This window comes from Pseudomonas sp. NFX183, from assembly GCF_047943075.1.
Taxonomy (GTDB): domain Bacteria; phylum Pseudomonadota; class Gammaproteobacteria; order Pseudomonadales; family Pseudomonadaceae; genus Aquipseudomonas.
The window spans coordinates 2,629,215-2,648,814 of record NZ_CP181333.1 but is presented as its reverse complement, the minus strand read 5'-3'; the positions used below and the strand labels follow the sequence as shown (position 1 = coordinate 2,648,814).

Here is a 19,600-nt window from a genome sequence, read left to right as displayed (position 1 = left end):
CCCGCCCCAGGCCTACTCTGTTGCCTGCCCGCGATGAGCCGCCCACAAGGAAGGCCCCATGTTTGACCACCACGCCACTCTCAAAAAGCACTTCAGTGCCCTGCGCACCCGCGCCGAATTTTTCTCGCTGCGTTACGTCCGCGAATCCGGCCAATACCTGTCGGTCCGCAAGAACGTCGCCGAGCCGCCACACCTGAACCACGACGAGGGCGCCATGCTCACCGTGCGTCTCAACGGCGTGGAAGCCTACGCCGCTACCAACGACATCTCCCTTGCCGGCCTGCAAGCCGCCCTTGAGCGCGCTGAACAGCAAGCCCGGCGGATCTTGCCCCACGCCCTGCTCGACCTGCACACGCAGCCGGTCTCCAGTGACGTCGCCGACTACCTGTCACCGGACCTCGACCAGCCCTTCCCGTCCTTGAGCGACTGCTACCAACTGTTGGGCGATGAGTCTGCCAGCGTGCCCAAGGACGAGCGCCTGGTCAGCTGGGAAGTCAGCCTGGGCACCACCCGCGTGGAGCAGATCTACCTCAACAGCGCCGGTGCCGAACTGCGCCAGGCTCAGCGTTTCGTCTACCCGGGCCTGAGCGTCACCGCGTTTGACGGCAACGACAGCCAGACCCGCACCCTGGGCGGCACCAACTTCGGCCAGCAAGGCAGTGCGAACGTGATTCGCCGCTTCGGCCTGGCCGGCGCCGCCCGCCAGGTGGCCGACGAAGCCCTGCAACTGCTGCTCGCGCCCAACACACCCAACGGCCCGCGCGACCTGCTGCTGATGCCCGACCAGATGATCCTGCAGATCCACGAGTCCATCGGCCACCCGCTGGAGCTGGACCGCATCCTGGGTGATGAGCGCAATTACGCCGGCACCAGCTTTGTGAAGGCCAGCGATTTTGGCCACCTGCAATACGGCTCGCCCTTGCTCAACGTGACCTTCGACCCGGACATCCCCGAGCAGCTCGCCAGCTACAGCCATGACGACGACGGCACCCGCGCCACCAAGCAGTTCCTGATCCGCGACGGTTTGCTGCTCAAGCCACTGGGCGGCGCGCTGTCGCAATTTCGCTCGGGGCTCGGCGGGGTCGCCAACAGCCGCGCGTGCAGCTGGAACCGCGCGCCGATCGACCGCATGGCCAACCTCAATATCGAGGCCGGCGACAAAACCCAGGCCGAGCTGATCAGCGGCATCGAGCACGGCATTCTGATGAGCACCAACCGCTCATGGTCCATTGATGATGCGCGCAATAAATTCCAGTTCGGCTGCGAGTGGGGCCAACTGATCGAAAACGGCGAGCTTAAAGGCGTGGTGAAGAACCCCAACTACCGTGCGATTTCCGCGCAGTTCTGGCGCAAGCTCAGCGCCGTCGGCGACGCCAGCACGTTCAAGGTGTTGGGCACGCCGAACTGCGGCAAAGGTGAGCCCAACCAGGTGATTCGCGTAGGCCACGCGTCACCGGCGTGTGTGTTCAGTGATGTCGACGTATTTGGGGGAGATGCCTGATGAACAACTTCAAGGCACTGGTGGACTGGCTCAAGCAGGCCATCACTGACAAGGAACAATTTCACCTCGGCTACGCAGACGAATCATCCGAGTTCGTACGCTTCAACCACGCCCAGGTGCGCCAGGCCGGCCAGGTGCAACAGGCAAGCCTGAACCTCAAGCTGATCAACGACGGCCGCCACGCCGACCTCGGCATTACCTTGGCCGGTGAGCCGGAACTGGACCGCCAGCGCCTCGCCGATGGCCTGCAACAGTTGCGCGAAACCTTGCCTTTGCTGCCACAGGACCCGTACCTGCTGCTGAACCACAATGCCTGGCAAAGCCATAACGAGCAGCTACGACCGCTGCCGGAACTGGCCCAAGTGCTGGAAGACATCAGCCAGGCCGCAGAAGGCGTGGACCTGGTCGGCTTTTACGCTGCTGGCCCGATCACCCGAGGGTTCGCCAGTTCGGACGGCGCGTTTGGCTGGCATCAGGCCAACAGCTTCAACTTCGATTTCAGCCTGTTCCACGCCAACGGCGAAGCGGTCAAAGCCAGCTACGCCGGGCACACCTGGGACAGCGCCGAATTCAGCGCACGCTTGCAGCAGGCTCGCGAGCAACTAGAGTTTCTTGGCCGCCCACTGCACAAGCTCGCCCCCGGGCAGTACCGCGCCTACCTCGCCCCCGCGGCGCTGGAAGAAATCATCAGCATCATCACCTGGGGCGGGTTTTCCGCTCAGGCCATCGCCAGCAAAGCCAGCTCGTTGCAAAAGCTGTATGCCGGTGAGCAGTCGTTGAGCCCATTGGTCAAAGTCGATGAGCAGATCAGCGGCTCGCTGAGCCAGGCGTTCTCCACCGAAGGCTACCCGCGCGGGGACGTGACGCTGATTAACGCGGGCAAGGCCGAGGGCCAGTTGATCAACTCGCGCAGCGCCGCCGAATACGGCCTGAGCACCAACGGCGCCAGCAGCGACGAGTCGCCCAGCGCCTTGCAGATGGCGGCGGGCGGCCTCGCCCAGGCCGATATCCTCAAGCAGTTGGGTACCGGGCTGTACATCAGCAACCTGTGGTACCTGAACTATTCGGATTTGCCGGCCGCCCGCCTGACCGGCATGACGCGCTTTGCCACGTTCTGGGTGGAAGACGGCGAGATCAAGGCGCCGGTCAGCACCATGCGCTTTGATGACAGCGTCTACAGTTTGCTCGGCTCGCAGCTCGAGGCGCTGACCGCTGAGCGGGAGTTGCTGTTGTCGGCCAGTACGTATAGCCAGCGCAATACCGCGTCCAACTTGTTGCCAGGCGCGTTGGTCAAACGCCTGACTCTCACCTTATAAGCACTGCGACTCCCCTGTGGGAGCTGGCTTGCCTGCGATAGCATCGCTGCGGTGTCACTGATACACCGATGTGACTGCATCGCAGGCAAGCCAGCTCCCACACTGTTCTGTGCTCGTTCCTTACACCCTCGTTTAGCTCCTTCCTACCGCAAAATCCCATCTCACCCATCTGCTCGTGCGGCATGTTGTCGCCCGTAAAAAACCTCGTTATAACGGTTAGTGGCACCCCGCCACCAACCCCACGTGTGCGCACGTGATGCATGACCTTGCCTGGATTGGGCAAGCTGGAGCGTTGACATGGACCATGGAAGTTTTGTCATAGAAGGGCTGTTCAAACACTACAACGTTCACGTTGAGCAGCTCGGTAACGATTCGGAAAAGAAAACCGTCCTGATGGTCAATGGGGCACTGTCCACCACCCGCTCCTTCGCCCGCACCAGCAAGTGCCTGGCGGAACACTTCAATGTGCTGCTGTTCGATCTGCCGTTCTCCGGCCTTTCGCGCGAGCACAACAGCAACCTTGACCTGGTCACCAAGGACGACGAAGTCCAAATCCTGCGTGCCCTGGTAGAACGCTTCCAGGTCAGCCACCTGGTGTCGGCCTCCTGGGGCGGCATCTCCACGCTGCTGACCCTGGCGCACAACCCGCCCTCTATCGAAAGCTCGGTGGTGATGGCCCTGGCGCCCAATCTCAACCAGGCCATGCTCGACTACGTGGAGCGCGTGCGCGTGCTGATCGAAGCGGATGACAAGTCTGCCGTTGGCCACCTGCTCAACGAGACCGTTGGCAAGTACCTGTCACCGCGCCTCAAGCGCAATAACCACCGGCACCTGTCGAACATGGCCACCACCGAGTACCGCCAGGCGCGCTTTCATATCCACCAGGTGCTGGGCCTGGGCGATGGCAATTACCTGCCGGCGCTCACGCAGATCGAAACCCCGGTGCATTTCATCAACGGCGCGCTGGATGAGTACACCCCGGCCGCGGAGGCCCAACTGTTCAAAAAATACGTGGGCCGCAGCACCTTCGCCGTCGCCGAACACACCGGCCACTTGCTCGACCTTGAATCCCGCGAGGCTGCGCTGGCGGTGCACCGGGCGCTGCTGGATTTCCTCGTCGGAGCGCACGCGACATTGTCAGATTTAGACGAACCGCCAGTGGGAAAAGGAGCGACGGATGGCGCATAATCGCCGACACATAGCCTGCTAACAAAAAGGTAGCTCATGCCCAATCGCGCCCCTCTCGACGCCAAGACCGCCCGCTGGCTCCCCTGGGTGGTGGCGATTGCCTTCTTCATGCAGTCGCTGGATGGGACGATTCTCAACACAGCACTGCCGGCCATGGCCCGGGACCTCGCGGAAAACCCGCTGCGCATGCAAGGCGTGGTGATTGCTTACATGCTCACCGTCGCCTTGCTGATTCCGGCCTCGGGCTGGGTCGCCGACCGGTTCGGCACCAAGAAAATCTTCTTTGGCGCGATCATGCTGTTTAGCATTGGCTCGCTGCTGTGCGCCCTGTCCAGCAGCTTGACCATGCTGGTAGGCGCGCGGGTCATCCAGGGCTTGGGCGGCGCGCTGATGCTGCCGGTGGGGCGGTTGGTGGTCTTACGCGCTTATCCGCGCTCCGAACTGGTGCGGATCATGGGCTTCATTACCATTCCCGGCCTGCTCGGCCCGTTGCTCGGCCCGACCATGGGCGGCTGGATGGTGCAATACCTGACCTGGCACTGGATCTTCCTGATCAACCTGCCGGTGGGCATGATCGGTTGCTACGCCGTGTGGAAACTGATCCCCGACCTGCGCGGCAGCGAGCGCACGCGTTTCGACAGCGTGGGGTTCGTGCTGTTTGGCGCGGCGATGGTGCTGATCACCATCGCCATGGAAGGCCTGGGCGAATTGCACTTGCCGCATTTGCGCGTGATGTTGCTGCTGTTTGGCGGGCTGGCGTGCCTGGCGGCGTACTGGCTGCGCGCCGGGCATATCGACAACCCGCTGTTCTCGCCGGTGCTGTTCAAGACGCGCACCTTTGCCGTGGGCATTCTCGGCAACCTGTTTGCGCGACTCGGCAGCGGCGCGCTGCCGTTCCTGGTACCGCTGCTGTTGCAGGTGGCGCTCGGTTACTCGCCGTCCGAAGCCGGGATGAGCATGTTGCCGCTGGCGGCAGCGGCGATGTTTGCCAAGTCCATCGCCCGGCCGTTGATCGAGCGCTTGGGCTACCGCGTGGTGCTGACCGGCAACACCCTGGCGCTGGGCATCATGCTGGCGAGCATGGGCCTGGTCAGCGAGCACACGCCCTATCCGCTTCTACTGGGAATGCTGGCGGTGCTGGGCGCGATCAACTCCTTGCAGTTCACCGCGATGAACACTGTCACCCTGATCGACCTCGATGACGCCCAGGCCAGCAGCGGCAACAGTTTGCTCTCGGTGGTGGCGCAACTGTCCCTGAGCCTTGGGGTAGCGTGCGCCGGTGCGCTGCTCGGCGGTTTTACTGCCGAAGCGGGCAACGACGGGGTGGAAAGCGTGCTCGGCGCGTTCCAGCTGACCTTTCTCACCGTGGGCATCATGGCGATGCTGGCGGCGGCGATCTTCCTGCAACTGTCGCCAAAAGACGGCAAACGCGTGGTCAGCCCCGAGCACGACATTGAGCATTAGCAGCAGCGGCACGCTTCAAGCTGGAAGCCTCAAGCCTGCGGCTTGCAGCGCGTAACTTGCCGCTGCCCGCCTCCCCTCGTCTAGAACTTGCGAAGAAATCCGTAGCGGGCTGTTACACTGCGCGACATTTTGTTTTGCAGAGCCAGTCCCGTGACTACCATCGCCACCGCTTTTAATACTTTGCCGCTCTCCGCCGCCATGCTGGCTAACCTCGACTCGCTGGGTTATGTCGAGATGACGCAGATCCAGGCGCAAAGCTTGCCGGTGATCCTCAAGGGGCTGGACCTGATTGCCCAGGCCAAGACCGGCAGCGGCAAAACTGCCGCCTTCGGCATCGGCCTGTTGAACCCGATCAACCCGCGCTACTTCGGCTGCCAGGCGCTGGTGATGTGCCCGACGCGTGAGCTGGCCGACCAGGTCGCCAAGGAAATCCGTCGCCTGGCGCGTGCCGAAGACAACATCAAGGTGCTGACCCTGTGCGGCGGCGTGTCCCTCGGCCCGCAGATTGCCTCGCTGGAACACGGCGCCCACGTGATCGTCGGCACCCCGGGCCGTATCCAGCAGCACCTGCGCAAGGGTTCGCTGGTGCTGGACGGTTTGAACACACTGATCCTCGACGAAGCTGACCGCATGCTCGACATGGGCTTCTACGACGCCATCGAAGACATCATCAGCAAGACCCCGCCACGCCGCCAGACCCTGCTGTTCTCGGCCACCTACCCGGTGAGCATCAAGCAGCTGGCCTCCAAGTTCATGCGCGCGCCGCAGCAAGTGAAGGCCGAAGCGTTCCACTCCGACGACCAGATCGAGCAGCGTTTCTACGAGATCTCGCCGGAAGAGCGCATGGACGCCGTGACCAAGGTGCTGGCGCATTTCCGCCCGGCCTCGTGCGTAGCGTTCTGCTTTACCAAGCAGCAAGTGCAGGAAACCGTGGATCACCTGACGGCCAAGGGCATTTCCGCCGTCGGCCTGCATGGCGACCTGGAACAGCGCGACCGTGACCAGGTACTGGCGATGTTCGCCAACCGCAGCACCTCGGTGCTGGTCGCCACCGACGTGGCCGCGCGTGGCCTGGACATTGACTCGCTGGACATGGTGATCAACGTCGAATTGGCCCGCGACTCGGAAATCCACATTCACCGTGTAGGCCGTACCGGCCGCGCTGGCGAAACCGGCATCGCCATCAGCCTGGTGGCGCCGTCCGAAGCGCACCGCGCCCAGGCCATCGAGCAACTGCAGAAGTCGCCGCTGAACTGGGACCAGCTGGACAACCTCAAGCCACAAAGCGGCGGCCCGTTGCTGCCGCAGATGAGCACCCTGTGCATCGCCGCCGGCCGTAAAGACAAGGTTCGCCCGGGCGACATCCTCGGCGCATTGACCGGTGACGCCGGCATCCCTGGTGCCCAGGTCGGCAAGATCGCGATCTTCGACTTCCAGGCCTTTGTGGCCGTGGAGCGCGGGATCGCCAAGCAGGCGCTGCAGCGTTTGAATGACGGCAAGATCAAAGGCCGTTCGTTGCGCGTGCGCATCCTGTAACAGCACCGCGTAGCCACTGTGGGAACCGAATCAATGTGGGAGCTGGCTTGCCTGCGATAGCATCACTTCGGTGTAACTGATATACCGAGGTGCCTGCATCGCGGGCAAGCCCGGCTCCCACAGAAGCCAGCTCCCACATTTGATTGCATTTCAGATCAATTTTTTTGTGAGGACATTGCTGTGCGCTCGACCGAAGTTGTGATCATTGGCGCCGGCGCCGCAGGCTTGATGTGCGCGCTGACGGCCGCCGGGCGTGGGCGCAAGGTGATGTTGATCGACCACGCGAACAAGGCCGGCAAAAAGATCCTGATGTCCGGCGGTGGCCGCTGCAATTTCACCAACATGTACACCGAGCCGGCCAACTTCCTCTCGCACAACGCGCATTTCTGCAAGTCTGCGCTGGCCCGCTACACCCAATGGGATTTCATCGGGCTGGTGGCCAAGCACGGCGTGCCGTACCACGAGAAAAAGCTCGGCCAGTTGTTCTGCGATAACAAGTCCAGCGACATCCTCGGCATGCTGCTCGATGAATGCATTCAAGCCGGCGTGAGCATGCACCTGGACACGTCGGTTCAGGAGATTGCCAAGCTGCAAGCCGGTTATCAGTTGCAAACCACCCTGGGTGAGTTGCGCTGCGAATCCCTGGTGATCGCCACGGGCGGCCTGTCGATTCCGACCCTGGGCGCTACCGGGTTCGGATATCAGGTAGCCAAGCAGTTCGGCCACGAACTGCTGCCGACCCGCGCAGGGTTAGTGCCGTTTACCATCACCGACCAGCTCAAGGACTTGTGCGGCGAGCTGTCCGGCACCTCGGTGGACTGCCTGGTCAGCTGCAACGACCAGAGTTTTCGCGAGAACATCCTGTTTACTCACCGCGGCCTGAGCGGGCCGGCGATCCTGCAGATTTCCTCGTACTGGGAAACCGGCGACACCGTGGAAATCAACCTGCTGCCCGACCACGACGCCCACGCCTGGCTGCAACAGCAACAGGTCGAGCGCCCCAACAGCGAGTTGAAAACCCTGCTGGGTGAGATCTTCACCAAGAAGATGGCCAACCTGCTGGCCGACACCTGGTTTGCATCCAAACCGATGAAGCAGTACACCCACGCCGAAATCGCTGACATCGCGCAAAAGCTGTCGAGCTGGCAACTGGTGCCGGCGGGCACTGAAGGCTATCGCACGGCCGAGGTAACGCTGGGTGGCGTTGACACGCGCGAAGTGTCGTCCAAGACCATGGAATCGCTGAAAAGCCCGGGGCTGTACTTCATCGGCGAAGTGCTGGATGTGACCGGTCACCTGGGCGGGTTCAACTTCCAGTGGGCTTGGGCGTCGGGTTATGCCGCCGCGCAATATGCCTGACGCCGCTTAAACCTTGAAATGCAAAACCCTGTGGGAGCTGGCTTGCCTGCGATAGCGGTGGTGAATCCAACATCGCTATCGCAGGCAAGCCAGCTCCCACATGTGTCTTGTGGTGTGCCTGGAAGTTATTTTGCGCATCGATGTGATCGCTACGCTTGCCGTGGCGTCCTTGATAGCTCAATTTAGCGGCATCGTCCCGGAAGACTCCAGACTTCATGTCATCGACCTCGTTCAAGCAGTCCATGCGGCGCCTGTGGGCGCTGGATAAATTCAGCTACAGCGTACGGGTGTTCATCGCCCTCACCGGCAGCATGGCGCTGTGCTGGTATCAGGACGAAATGACGCTGCTGATCCCGCTGTTCCTGGGGATTATCGCCAGCGCCCTGGCCGAGACCGATGACAGTTGGCAAGGCCGCCTCAACGCTCTGGCGGTGACGCTGGTGTGCTTCAGCATCGCCGCGCTGTCGGTGGAGCTGCTGTTCCCTTACCCGTGGATGTTCGCGATCGCCCTGGCCCTGGCCAGTTTCTGCCTGACCATGCTGGGTGCGCTGGGCGAACGCTATGGCGCGATTGCTTCGGCGACGCTGATTCTGTCGGTGTACACCATGATTGGTGTGGACCAGCGCGGTGGCGCCGTCTCTGATTTCTGGCATGAACCGCTGCTGCTGGTGGCCGGTGCTGCCTGGTATGGCGTGCTCTCGGTGCTGTGGCAGGTGCTGTTTTCCAACCAGCCGGTGCAGCAAAGCCTGGCGCGGCTGTTTCGCGAGTTGGGGCGTTATCTCAAGCTCAAATCGTCGCTGTTCGAACCGATTCGGCAGTTGGACGTGGAAGCGCGCCGCCTGGAACTCGCCCAGCAAAACGGGCGCGTTGTGGCAGCGCTGAATGCGGCGAAGGAAATCATCCTGCACCGCGTGGGCAATGGTCGGCCCGGCTCGAAGGTCAGCCGCTACTTGAAGCTGTACTTCCTCGCCCAGGACATCCACGAACGCGCCAGTTCCTCGCACTACCCGTACAACGCCCTGGCTGACGCCTTTTTCCACAGCGACGTGCTGTTCCGCTGCCAGCGCCTGCTGCGCCAGCAAGGCAAGGCCTGCCAGACCCTGGGCGAGTCGATCCAGCTGCGCCAGCCGTTCATTTATGACGACAGCTTTGCAGAAGCGCTGGGCGACCTGAATGCCTCGCTGGAACACCTGCGCATCCAGAGCAACCCGGCCTGGCGCGGCCTGCTGCGCTCGTTGCGCGCCCTGGCAGCCAACCTGTCGACGCTCGACCGCCTGCTCGGCGACGCCAGCAACCCCGACGCCCTCGCGGACGCCACCGACAGCAACCTGCTGGACCGTGCGCCACGCAACCTCAAGGAAATGTGGACGCGGCTGCGCACGCAACTGACGCCGACCTCGCTGCTGTTCCGCCATGCCTTGCGCCTGGCCCTGGCGCTGACCATCGGCTACGGCACCCTGCATGCGATTCACGCCTCTCAAGGTTATTGGATCATCCTCACCACCCTGTTCGTGTGCCAGCCCAACTACGGCGCCACCCGGCGCAAACTCGGCCAACGGATCATCGGCACGGCTATCGGCCTGACCGTGGCCTGGGCACTGTTCGACCTGTTCCCAAGCCCGCTGGTGCAATCGCTGTTCGCCATCGCCGCCGGCCTGGTGTTCTTTATCAACCGCACCACCCGCTACACCCTGGCCACGGCGGCAATCACCTTGATGGTGTTGTTCTGCTTCAACCAAGTGGGTGATGGCTACGGGCTGTTCCTGCCACGGCTGTTCGATACGCTGATTGGCAGCCTGATCGCGGGCTTGGCAGTATTCCTGTTCCTGCCGGACTGGCAGGGCCGGCGCCTGAACAAGGTGCTGGCCAACACCCTGACCTGCAACAGCATCTACCTGCGCCAGATCATGCAGCAATACGCCGCCGGCAAGAGCGACGACCTGGCCTACCGCCTGGCCCGGCGCAACGCGCACAACGCCGATGCGGCGCTGTCCACCACGCTGGCGAACATGCTGATGGAGCCTGGGCACTTTCGCAAAGAGGCTGACGTAGGCTTCCGCTTTTTGGTGCTGTCGCACACCTTGCTCAGTTACCTGTCGGGGCTGGGCGCACACCGCGAAACCCAACTGCCGGCCGAAGTGCGTGAGCACTTGATCGACGGCGCCGGCAACAGCCTGGCAGCGAGCATCGACGAGATCGCCACGGGGCTGGCCAACAAGCAGCCGATCGCGATTCAAAGCGACGCCGAAGAAGCCCTGGCAGCGGACCTGGAGCAGATGCCGGATGAGATCGATGAAGGGCAGCGGTTGGTGCAGACGCAGTTGGCGTTGATCTGCCGGCAGCTGGGGCCTTTGCGCACGCTGGCGGCGCACCTGATCAAGGACACCCGCGCGGCTTAATGGCTGCGGTGCTTCCTGTGGCGGGTGGGCCTCTTGTGGCGGGTGGGCTTCCTGTGGCGAGCGGGCTTGCCCCGCGTTGGGGCGCGAAGCGGCCCCAGAAAAGACCGCCACGGTGCATCAGTTAAATCAAGGTGTCAGGTATTGGGGCTGCTGCGCAGCCCAACGCGGGGCAAGCCCGCTCGCCACAAGAAGCCCGCTTGCCACAGGAAGCCCGCTTGCCACGAGAAGCCTGCTTGGCACGATAAAGCATTCACCCCGTTCACATCCCATGCGCCTTCATCAGCCGCGCATAACTGCCATCGACCTTCATCTTGGCAATTTCCCGGTCGAAACCGGCAACAATCTGCGCATGCTCGGGGTTCTTCAGGCTGACCAGAATATGCAGGCTGTTTTCGCTCAACGCCTGGGGTAAAAACTCCACCGCATTGCGCACCCGTGGCGACTCGCGCGCCAGGTAATAGCGGGCGACATATTCGTCTTCCAGCGTCAGCCTCACGCGTTGCGCCGCGAGCATGCGCACGGCCATGGCGAAGTTATGCACCGGCACTTTCTGCAACTGCGCATCCTGGTCGAACGCCGCCGAATAGGCATACCCGCGCACCACGGCGATGGGCTCACCGTGCAGCTGTTCCAGGTTCTGATACTCAATGGGGTCGTCCCGGCGCTTGATAAACCGCACGCGGTTGAGCAGGTACTCAGCGGAAAATTGCCCCAGTTGCGTGCGCGCCTCGTCGTACCAGGCATTGATCAACACGTCATAGCGGCCATCACCCACGCCCATCAACGCGCGTGCCCAAGGTACCTGCTCAAAATCACTGGCGTAGCCGGCGCGCGCCAGGGCCGTGCTGACAATGTCGGTGGCCAACCCACCGTTGATCAATGTCGAATCAGTAAACGGTGGCCAGGCATCCGCCACCAAACGCAGACGTTGTGCGACCGCTGGCGTGGTCAGCAACAACACTCCTATCAAAGCAACGGCACGAGAAAATCGCGGCATGCTTAAAGTCCTTGGCGGGCAGGCAGTGGCTTGGTAACAGTAGCTCATCAATGAGCCTGCATTGCAGATTACACAAAGAACCGGGCCGCGCGCGCACGGAATGATGGCAAATTGACGCCATTCACAAAAATGCTGAATTTAGACAGTTCTGACCGTCACGCTTACTATCGGCTCCAGCCATTAACAAGAGAACACACCATGACGGTTAGTTGGGTCTGCAAACACCAGGAAGACTTGGGCAAGGACCAGCTCTACGCCCTTTTGCGCTTGCGCAGCGAGGTCTTTGTCGTTGAACAGCAGTGCGTGTATCCGGACCTCGACGGGCAGGACCTTTCGGGTGATACCCACCACCTGATGGCCTGGAAAGATGACGAGCTGGTGGCCTACCTGCGGCTGCTGGACCCGCAATCCCAGGGCGGTGACGTGGTGATTGGCCGAGTGATCGTCGCGCCAGTGGCACGCGGCACCGGGCTGGGCCATCAAATGATGGAAGAAGCCCTCAAGCGCATTGACGACATCTGGCCTGAAACGCCGATCTTTCTGTCAGCCCAGGCGCATTTGCAGGGGTATTACGGGCGGTACGGTTTTGTGGCTGAGGGTGAGGAATACCTGGAGGACGATATTCCGCACATTGGTATGCGGCGTCAGTGAGGGCCCCATCGCAGACAAGCCAGCTCCCACCTTTGGCAGCGTTCACAACTCAACAGGTGGGAGCTGGCTTGCCTGCGATGAGGCCAGACCAACCACCAGCCGGTGTCAGGGATAACCCAACACCTGCTTGATCGCCCCCAGATTCGCCTCGATCCACTTGCGGTCAATCGCCCCCCAGCTACGAATCCGATAGCGCCCGGCATGATTGCGCGCGCCGTCTTCCTGCTCGAACTCACACAGGATATCCAGGTCGGCCAATGCCGCAATCGTGTCCTGCGCCGTGCGCCGCGGCATGCCGGTGGCGTCGGTCAACGCCGGGACGCTGCTGGCCAGCCCGCTGTCGATCAGGTACGCCACGTACAGGCGGCGATAGAAACTGCTTTTGGTCTTGCTCACGTCCATGCTTGGTCGCCTGGTGAGGTTAGGGCTTGCCCTGCAAGTCGCGATACGTGAGGTACACCCGCAGGTCGAATTCCACCTGATGGTAGCCGGGCATCATGTATTCGCAGAGTTTGTAGAACGCCTTGTTGTGGTCCGATTCCTTGAAGTGTGCCAGCTCGTGCACCACGATCATGCGCAGAAATTCCGGCGCCGCCTCTTTGAACAACGCCGCGATGCGAATCTCTTTCTTGGATTTGAGATTGCCGCCCTGCACCCGTGAAATCGTGGTGTGCAGGCCCAAGGCGCGGTGGGTCAGGTCCAGGCGGTTGTCGAACAGCACTTTGTCGATGGCCGGCGCGTTACGCAGGTGTTCCTGCTTCAAGGCCAGGGCATAGCTGTACAACGCCTTGTCACTTTGCACCGCATGGCGCTCGGGGTAGCGTTGCTCCAGGTAGGCGCCCAACTGATCCTTGGCGATCATCTGGCGCACTTGCTCCTGGAGCGCTGCGGGGTAAGCCTGGAGGTATTTCAGCGCGGTCATGGGGTCTGCAACAGGGTTCGAATGGGCGCCAGTGTAGCGAATTCAAAGCAGACGGGGGTGAGACCAATCGGCCACTTCGTCAGCAATCAGGGGCTGAGCCGCCCATGCTCCTTGGACGAACGAGCAACCATTGGCCTTCAGCCATTGCGCCTGCTCGAGTGTTTCCACGCCTTCGGCGATCACCAACACATCAAAATGCCCGCACAACTGGATGATGCTGCGGGCCATCGCGGCGTCCCGCACCGAACCCGGCAGACGCGCCACCAATTGCGGGTCAAGCTTCAACGTGTCGAACTCCAGGTCACGCAGATGGGCCAGGGAACACTGGCCCAAACCAAAGTCATCCAGGGCGATACGCACGCCGATCCGCCGCAGCAACCTGAGCTGCTTGTTGGTTTCATCAAGGTTGCTCATCAGGCTGTCTTCACTGATTTCCACCTCCAGCTGCCGCGCCTGCAACCCATGTCGCTCGAGTACCTGCTGCAGCTGGCCGGCCAGGTTGGGCATGTTGAACTGACTGCTGCTCAGGCTCACGCTCAGCACCAGTTCTTCATCGAAGCTGGTTTGCCAGGCCTGGCGTTGGGCGGCGACCTGCTGGTAGATCCAGGCGCTCAACTGGCTGATCAGCCGCGCCTCTTCGAGCAACGGCAAAAACAAGCCCGGCGGCACATCGCCGACGCTCGGGTGCTGCCAGCGCAACAACGCTTCGACGCCACGCAAGCGTCCGTCTTCCAGCGAGACCTGGGGCTGGTACACCAAGGTGAAATCCTTGTTTTGAATCGCGGTACGCACGCTGTCTTCAAGCATCAGACGCGAGCGGGCGCGGCCGTTCATTTCCTGATCGTAATAGCGATATTGCTGACGCCCCGCACGCTTGGCTTCGTACATGGCGATGTCGGCCGCGCGCAGCAGGCCATTGAGGTCAGAGCCGCAGTCCGGGAAAGTCGCAATGCCAATGCTGACGCCGAGCATCACATCCAAACCGTCGACCTGCTGACACACCGACACGCGCTCGATCAGTTTTTCCGAAATCTTCGCCGCCTGTTCCGGGAATTCCAGCTCCACCAATGCGGTGAACTCATCCCCGCCCATCCGCCCAAGAATGTCGTAGGAACGCAGACACGCCTGCATTTGTTCAGAGACCCAACGCAGCACCCGATCTCCGGCGTCGTGGCCCAACGAATCGTTGACCCGCTTGAAGCCGTCGAGGTCCAGGTAGAGCAGCACCAGCGACTGCTCGTTTCGCTCGCTGCGCAGCAACGTGTTTTCCACTGCCTGGTGAAAGCCGCGTCGGTTCAGCAGGCCGGTCAACGGGTCGGTCACCGCCTGGAACTCCAGTTGCTGGTGCAGATGGCGCACCTCGGACATGTCCAGCACCGTCACGACCATAGCCTTCTGCTCGGCGGGTAACGGCGCGCAGGACAACGCCACCGGCACCTGCTGGCCGCGACTGGTGCGTAAAATGGCGTCGTGCTGGCGCCATGTCTCACCCTTGCGATACGCCTCGTACATCGGGAACCCCAGCCAGGCCGGCACATGGGGCTTTTGCAGAAAGCTCAAAAAGCTTTCGCCCTGCAACTCGGCCATCGTCGCATTCAGCAGCCGAGAAATGGCCGGGTTGGCGTACTCGATCACACTGCCCTCGCCCACCACCAGGATGCCCTCGGCGGCGTTGTCGAGCACCGAGGCGTTAAAGGCGCGCGCGGATTCCAGGTCATGGCTCAGGCGCTGCAAGGCACGGCGGTTGCGCTGGTGTTCCAGCAACGCCTGCACCTTGGGCTTGAGAATGTGTGGGTCGAAGGGCTTGAACAGGTAATCAATGGCGCCGCTGGCATAGCCTTCCAATACGGAGGCAGGCGACTGGGCATGGGCGGTCAGGAAGATAATCGGCGTCATGCGTGTGCGTTGGCTGCCACGCATCAGGCGCGCAACCTCAAAGCCGTCCATGCCGGGCATGCGCACATCCAGCAAGACCAGGTCGACTTCGTGTGCGAGCAGTAACTCCAACGCTTCCAGCCCGGAAGCGGCGGTCATCACGTGCCAATCTTCACGCTGCAAAAGCGCACGCATGCTGATGAGGTTTTCCGGGTAGTCATCAACCACCAGAAGAACCGAACTGCCGTCGCCGGGGTGTGGAGCGCAATCCATGCTACGTCTCTTCCTTGAAGGGCTGTACCGGTCACTTCTGATATAAAAACCGGACAAACACTGAGGCCTCACTCTAGCCCCGGTTCTAGAAAAGCAGAAGTGACCCGGGTGCCATCATTGCGCCAAAGCTCAGGAAGCCGACTAACGGTCAAGCGCTACAGCCCGCGCCCCATGGGAAACATGGCTTTTTGGCATTCCTCTGACGCCAATAAATTGCCAGCAATTGTTTAACAACCGGACGATCACCGCCTATAAAGAACCTGAATGGCCCCCGGGCCAAAGCCTCACCTCTGTAAAAAGGCCAACACCATGATCGACCTTTCCACCTGGAACCTGAGCATTCCGGTCGGCTCGCCGCCCACGACCATCGACACCCCGAAACTGCTTAGCGGCTTCAAGGACCAATATTTCCAGGCCGAAGGCAGCGACGTGCAATTCTGGACACCCGTGACCGGCACGCGCACAGAAAACGCCGTCTACCCGCGCAGCGAATTGCGCGAAACTTACGCCGACGGGCGTCTGCGCAACTGGACCTACCCCGACGCCGACAACTTTCTGCGCGCCACCCTGGCCGTCAACCAGGTGCCCTCCAGCGGCAAAGTGGTCATCGGTCAGATCCACGCCTATGACAGCCAGAAACCCCTGATCAAGCTCGAATATCAATTCAAGGAAAAGACCCAGACCGGCAACATTGTCGCCAAAGTGCGCATGCGCCCGGACGAGGATGACGGCCGCGTGATTATCGTGGCCTCCAATGTGCCGCTGGAGAAGAGTTTCACCTACGTGATCAACCTCAATAAAGCCGGGCTGCTGACCGTCGAGGCCGCCGACGGCCAGTGGAATGAGCGCATTGGTGCCGCGTGGGGCGCCAAACCGCTGTATTTCAAGGCCGGCGCGTATGTGCAGGACAACAGCGGTAATAGCAAGGAAGGCGCGCGGGTGACGTTTGCGAAGTTGGATATTGATCACGAGTAATGATTGAGAGAAGCCCCGGCAATACCGGGGCTTCTGAGAAGTAATATTTATTCAACACACATCAACATGAAACCCATCGACGAATCACCCGCCGGTTTATTATCGCCCACCTTAAGTGTCAAGACATTCACGTAGTTAATTGCCGGCAGACTGCCCAACTTCGCATGGCCATAGAAGATATGATCATTGGAGCTTACATCTGTTACTGAAACTGAACAGAAACGCGGCGGCTATTTGAAAACAGCCGGGCACAAAGCGGACTTTGTATTCTGAGAAGTAATCAGGCTGCGCCGTTAACTTCACCTCTTTCAGCCACTGGGGCGATTGCGCAATGACCTGGCCTTTATTATCAACAGACGCGGTGAATATCCGGCCATCCGCGTAGGCAAAAGACCCCGTTGCCGCCAACACCAGAACAGCGCCAACGACTTTAATAAAATCCATCATCAATTCTCCATCATTGAATATCATCAAGGCCGAACCTTAAATGATTCGATTCCGATAAAAGCGCACTTTCAATGACGCACGACTAAGACAGAAAAACTGGAGAAACAAAGAGAACATAACATATCTCTTCACGGAAACTTCTGATTGTGAATTCGGGGGCCTTTCGATTTGTAGGCAATGTCCGATTAGCCAAAGAACAATTCACCGGTTAATCCAAACGATCAAACCCTTCACTATTCCCTGGCGCTCCTGCCAACGGCCGTCTTGTTATGGCGGCTGTGCGTGGGAGACCTTCGGGTCTGCCGGGTCTTAACTCCTCGGTCTGCGAACCCGCGTACAGCTGCCACCCAATTTGTTTCGCAGCAAACGGTGGTCATTCTTCTGTCGAGTTAAGGATTCACCATGACCCAACAACTACCACCCCGCCGCTTCACCCCATGCACCGAAACCGCCACCGATTACCCCGTGCTATTAATCGACAGCGACGCCCCACTGCTCGACCTCCACCCCTGCCTGCGCGAACGCCTAAACGCAGCCCTTGAACACCTCAACCTGATCGCCTGCTCCAGCCTGCCGGACTTCGCCGAGCGCGACCTGAATAACATAGCCAACACCGCGCGCATTCTGGTGCAGGACGTGAGCGATGTGTTTCGTGTCATCGAACATCGAGGCTTCGATAGGCCAACTGCTGGCTAATCAAGGCCTCACTTCAAAAAAAACCAGATGTCCCCTATATCGGACATTTTTTGGAAAAGCGTCCCAAATGTCCGCTTTAACGGACATTTCAATAAATACAACAGATAAATCCCGACCATAAATAAGCCCGCATTAGTGCGGGCTTAATTTTTAACATCTGATACTCAGTTCATCTTGGCGTTCTATTCGCCTTTTAAAGAGCGCTGGCACATCGTTCCCTTCAAGATCGGCTGGTTCTTCGAAGAACTACCCGCAGTACCGAACGCATCATAACGCGCAATAGATATCACGTACGCCGGTATCGGCCGCAGGGTAATTGCCAGCCACAGGTCAAAATCAACGTAGGCTCCCCATGGCCATGCTTGGCGTCCTCGACTCAACGCTTCTAGCATTGACCACCCGCGAAAAACATATGTGTACCACGACGTCATTGGGCCCTTGACTTAAATGCAACCAGATATTACAGGACTGTATAAAAATCAGTATTTTTTAAAACCAATGGTGGGACTATATGTAGGAAATACCAACCAGAACACTCCGACACGCTTCCGAAAAAACACACAAAGATTCAACTGAAAAACAATAAAACTTCAAAAATTGAAATTGACAATTACAATAGGCACTCATACGGTTTAAGCGCATCGCAACTCTGCGAATGCAATACCCCTGAGGAACTATATATGAAACGAGTAATTATAGAACCGACGCTTAACAATCAGTCAAACGACGCATACCAGACCCCTCACTTCTCAATCAAGACGGTGACTGTGCCCCACTACAAGTTTACTCCCAACGACGGGAGGAGCATTGTCGAAGCTTCAGACAGCAGAAAGCTAGACGTTAAATAATGATGTACCGCCTGGGCTCCGGCCCAGGCAGCCACTAAAAATAAACTTCACTAATAGGTGGTCAGGCGGCTATGTGTACTGCGAAAAAAAAATGGCTCTCGAACGACATATTTTTGGTGCTTAAAGATGGCGCGGCTTATTTGTGGGATTATAGAAATCACGCTCAATATCAAATAAGTACTGGAGAATTTGAGCGGCTAGTGAATTTTTCCGCAGGCGATTACGTATCAGACACAGACGATGACATAGCCATAGACACATCTGGAGTACTGCATGAAGTCAAACCAACCGATGAATGGGGTTGGGACGTGCTATCAAAAATATTCCATATTGGAACATCTCATCCAAATTCGCCAACTCCAGACAAGCCTGAAATGTACATTGAATACGCTAAAAGCTACTTGAATTTTTGTGAGTCAATACATAAAAACGAACCTAATATTTCTTTAATAAAAGGTGGCGAAAGAACATTACTGCCACCTCCAAACATTTCAGCCATTAAGGAAGCGAGCCTTTGGGAGACCCTTTTGGCACGTCATACATGCCGAGACTTCTTTGATACTTCAGTGTCAATATTGTCACTGGCAACCATACTGTATGGAACTTTAGCAGACAAAAAAGATACCGATTACGACGCTCCGGTTGGCGCTCAAAAGTTCGGCTTCAGAAGGACATCTCCTTCAGCCGGAGGTCTACAGGCGACGGAGGGTTATGTATGGGTACGAAACGTCGAGGATCTCGCACCTGGCATTTATCATTATATAAGTGAGCAGCATACGTTGGAGAAAGTACGTGATCTTCCTCCTGAAGTGCTGTCTACTTATTTATGCGGCCAGCACTGGGCAAATAATTTAGCATTCGCAATTTTTTTCACCTCTCGCTTTGACAAGCTTTGGTGGAAATACCCCCACTCTCGTGCCTATCGCCCAATGCTGCTGGACGTTGGACATTTATCACAAACTGCAAATTTGCTAATCACCGCGCTTGGCTTACATCCTTGGTTGACCGGTTACTTTCATGACAAAGAAATAAATGAACTCTTAGACGTAAACATTCCCTCGGAACAGGTCATTTTTTTGGTGGGGGCGGGGCATGGAACGGGGAGTTCGTACACCACCGAAGTAAGGGAACTGCTAGACGGAATCAGATGAGG

16 protein-coding genes are annotated in these 19,600 nt (G+C 59.4%); 11 read left to right on the top strand and 5 right to left on the bottom strand.

Translation table 11 applies throughout. The features are described 5' to 3' along the window. Nucleotides 1–58 precede the first annotated feature (58 nt). The 7 genes from ACM530_RS12195 to yccS all read left to right on the top strand — a co-directional run bounded on the left by ACM530_RS12195 (nt 59) and on the right by yccS (nt 10,763). Nucleotides 59–1,501, top strand: a complete 1,443-nt coding sequence (locus ACM530_RS12195; protein ID WP_242200619.1) for a TldD/PmbA family protein — start codon at nt 59–61, stop codon at nt 1,499–1,501. Continuing rightward, the gene (locus tag ACM530_RS12190; protein WP_416364848.1) at nt 1,501–2,817 is read left to right on the top strand and encodes a TldD/PmbA family protein; all 1,317 of its coding nucleotides are present in this window, start codon (nt 1,501–1,503) and stop codon (nt 2,815–2,817) included. The genes ACM530_RS12195 and ACM530_RS12190 overlap by 1 nt, the downstream gene beginning before the upstream one ends. Before the next feature lie 297 nt (nt 2,818–3,114). Further along, entirely contained in the window at nt 3,115–4,005 is an 891-nt protein-coding gene (locus ACM530_RS12185) for an alpha/beta fold hydrolase (protein WP_416364847.1), read from the top strand. Between the two features lie 36 nt (nt 4,006–4,041). After that, complete coding sequence (gene mdtD, locus ACM530_RS12180; protein WP_416364846.1) at nt 4,042–5,469, top strand: multidrug transporter subunit MdtD; 1,428 nt, start codon at nt 4,042–4,044, stop codon at nt 5,467–5,469. Between the two features lie 198 nt (nt 5,470–5,667). Next, nucleotides 5,668–7,005, top strand: coding sequence for an ATP-dependent RNA helicase DbpA (gene dbpA, locus ACM530_RS12175; protein ID WP_232626477.1), 1,338 nt, complete (start codon nt 5,668–5,670; stop codon nt 7,003–7,005). A gap of 180 nt (nt 7,006–7,185) precedes the next feature. Then, nucleotides 7,186–8,364: an NAD(P)/FAD-dependent oxidoreductase gene (locus tag ACM530_RS12170; protein WP_145157600.1), complete on the top strand. Its 1,179-nt coding sequence runs from the start codon at nt 7,186–7,188 to the stop codon at nt 8,362–8,364. Between the two features lie 215 nt (nt 8,365–8,579). Then, complete coding sequence (gene yccS, locus ACM530_RS12165; protein ID WP_145157603.1) at nt 8,580–10,763, top strand: YccS family putative transporter; 2,184 nt, start codon at nt 8,580–8,582, stop codon at nt 10,761–10,763. Nucleotides 10,764–11,022: 259 nt separating this feature from the next. Here yccS and ACM530_RS12160 read toward each other — a convergent pair whose 3' ends face one another. Then, a complete protein-coding gene (locus tag ACM530_RS12160; protein ID WP_242200609.1) occupies nt 11,023–11,760 on the bottom strand; it encodes a substrate-binding periplasmic protein in 738 nt (245 codons plus the stop codon). A 198-nt stretch (nt 11,761–11,958) separates the two neighbouring features. Here ACM530_RS12160 and ACM530_RS12155 point away from each other — a divergent pair, with 198 nt between their 5' ends. Further along, nucleotides 11,959–12,411: a GNAT family N-acetyltransferase gene (locus ACM530_RS12155; RefSeq protein ID WP_145157608.1), complete on the top strand. Its 453-nt coding sequence runs from the start codon at nt 11,959–11,961 to the stop codon at nt 12,409–12,411. Nucleotides 12,412–12,516: 105 nt separating this feature from the next. On the opposite strand, the gene ACM530_RS12150 is transcribed toward ACM530_RS12155, so the two are convergent. From ACM530_RS12150 to ACM530_RS12140, 3 genes are read right to left on the bottom strand one after another with little or no spacing between them, the layout of a single operon-like run. Next, a complete protein-coding gene (locus tag ACM530_RS12150) occupies nt 12,517–12,813 on the bottom strand; it encodes a winged helix-turn-helix domain-containing protein (protein WP_106575620.1) in 297 nt (98 codons plus the stop codon). A gap of 19 nt (nt 12,814–12,832) precedes the next feature. Further along, nucleotides 12,833–13,333: a M48 family metallopeptidase gene (locus ACM530_RS12145; protein WP_094949103.1), complete on the bottom strand. Its 501-nt coding sequence runs from the start codon at nt 13,331–13,333 to the stop codon at nt 12,833–12,835. A gap of 42 nt (nt 13,334–13,375) precedes the next feature. Then, nucleotides 13,376–15,481: a putative bifunctional diguanylate cyclase/phosphodiesterase gene (locus ACM530_RS12140; protein ID WP_416364845.1), complete on the bottom strand. Its 2,106-nt coding sequence runs from the start codon at nt 15,479–15,481 to the stop codon at nt 13,376–13,378. Between the two features lie 309 nt (nt 15,482–15,790). On the opposite strand from ACM530_RS12140, the gene ACM530_RS12135 reads away from it, so the two are divergent. Next, the gene (locus tag ACM530_RS12135) at nt 15,791–16,456 is read left to right on the top strand and encodes a polysaccharide lyase family 7 protein (protein WP_242200602.1); all 666 of its coding nucleotides are present in this window, start codon (nt 15,791–15,793) and stop codon (nt 16,454–16,456) included. A 183-nt stretch (nt 16,457–16,639) separates the two neighbouring features. Here ACM530_RS12135 and ACM530_RS12130 read toward each other — a convergent pair whose 3' ends face one another. Continuing rightward, on the bottom strand, nt 16,640–16,927 hold the full coding sequence (locus tag ACM530_RS12130; protein ID WP_416364844.1) for a hypothetical protein: 288 nt from the start codon (nt 16,925–16,927) through the stop codon (nt 16,640–16,642). A gap of 378 nt (nt 16,928–17,305) precedes the next feature. Between ACM530_RS12130 and ACM530_RS12125 the strand changes: the two genes are divergently transcribed. Next, the gene (locus ACM530_RS12125; protein WP_416364843.1) at nt 17,306–17,599 is read left to right on the top strand and encodes a fructose-bisphosphate aldolase; all 294 of its coding nucleotides are present in this window, start codon (nt 17,306–17,308) and stop codon (nt 17,597–17,599) included. 919 nt (nt 17,600–18,518) lie between these two features. Next, nucleotides 18,519–19,598, top strand: coding sequence for a SagB family peptide dehydrogenase (locus ACM530_RS12120; protein WP_416364842.1), 1,080 nt, complete (start codon nt 18,519–18,521; stop codon nt 19,596–19,598). Nucleotides 19,599–19,600 lie beyond the last annotated feature (2 nt).

Bases quoted from the DNA above. Each gene is read 5' to 3' on its own strand.
- ACM530_RS12195 (WP_242200619.1), top strand. From the start codon at position 59: ATGTTTGACCACCACGCCACTCTCAAAAAGCACTTCAGTGCCCTGCGC.
- ACM530_RS12190 (WP_416364848.1), top strand. From the start codon at position 1,501: ATGAACAACTTCAAGGCACTGGTGGACTGGCTCAAGCAGGCCATCACT.
- ACM530_RS12185 (WP_416364847.1), top strand. From the start codon at position 3,115: ATGGACCATGGAAGTTTTGTCATAGAAGGGCTGTTCAAACACTACAAC.
- mdtD (WP_416364846.1), top strand. From the start codon at position 4,042: ATGCCCAATCGCGCCCCTCTCGACGCCAAGACCGCCCGCTGGCTCCCC.
- dbpA (WP_232626477.1), top strand. From the start codon at position 5,668: ATGCTGGCTAACCTCGACTCGCTGGGTTATGTCGAGATGACGCAGATC.
- yccS (WP_145157603.1), top strand. From the start codon at position 8,580: ATGTCATCGACCTCGTTCAAGCAGTCCATGCGGCGCCTGTGGGCGCTG.
- ACM530_RS12160 (WP_242200609.1), bottom strand. From the start codon at position 11,760: ATGCCGCGATTTTCTCGTGCCGTTGCTTTGATAGGAGTGTTGTTGCTG.
- ACM530_RS12155 (WP_145157608.1), top strand. From the start codon at position 11,959: ATGACGGTTAGTTGGGTCTGCAAACACCAGGAAGACTTGGGCAAGGAC.
- ACM530_RS12150 (WP_106575620.1), bottom strand. From the start codon at position 12,813: ATGGACGTGAGCAAGACCAAAAGCAGTTTCTATCGCCGCCTGTACGTG.
- ACM530_RS12145 (WP_094949103.1), bottom strand. From the start codon at position 13,333: ATGACCGCGCTGAAATACCTCCAGGCTTACCCCGCAGCGCTCCAGGAG.
- ACM530_RS12140 (WP_416364845.1), bottom strand. From the start codon at position 15,481: ATGGATTGCGCTCCACACCCCGGCGACGGCAGTTCGGTTCTTCTGGTG.
- ACM530_RS12135 (WP_242200602.1), top strand. From the start codon at position 15,791: ATGATCGACCTTTCCACCTGGAACCTGAGCATTCCGGTCGGCTCGCCG.
- ACM530_RS12130 (WP_416364844.1), bottom strand. From the start codon at position 16,927: ATGATATTCAATGATGGAGAATTGATGATGGATTTTATTAAAGTCGTT.
- ACM530_RS12125 (WP_416364843.1), top strand. From the start codon at position 17,306: ATGACCCAACAACTACCACCCCGCCGCTTCACCCCATGCACCGAAACC.
- ACM530_RS12120 (WP_416364842.1), top strand. From the start codon at position 18,519: ATGTGTACTGCGAAAAAAAAATGGCTCTCGAACGACATATTTTTGGTG.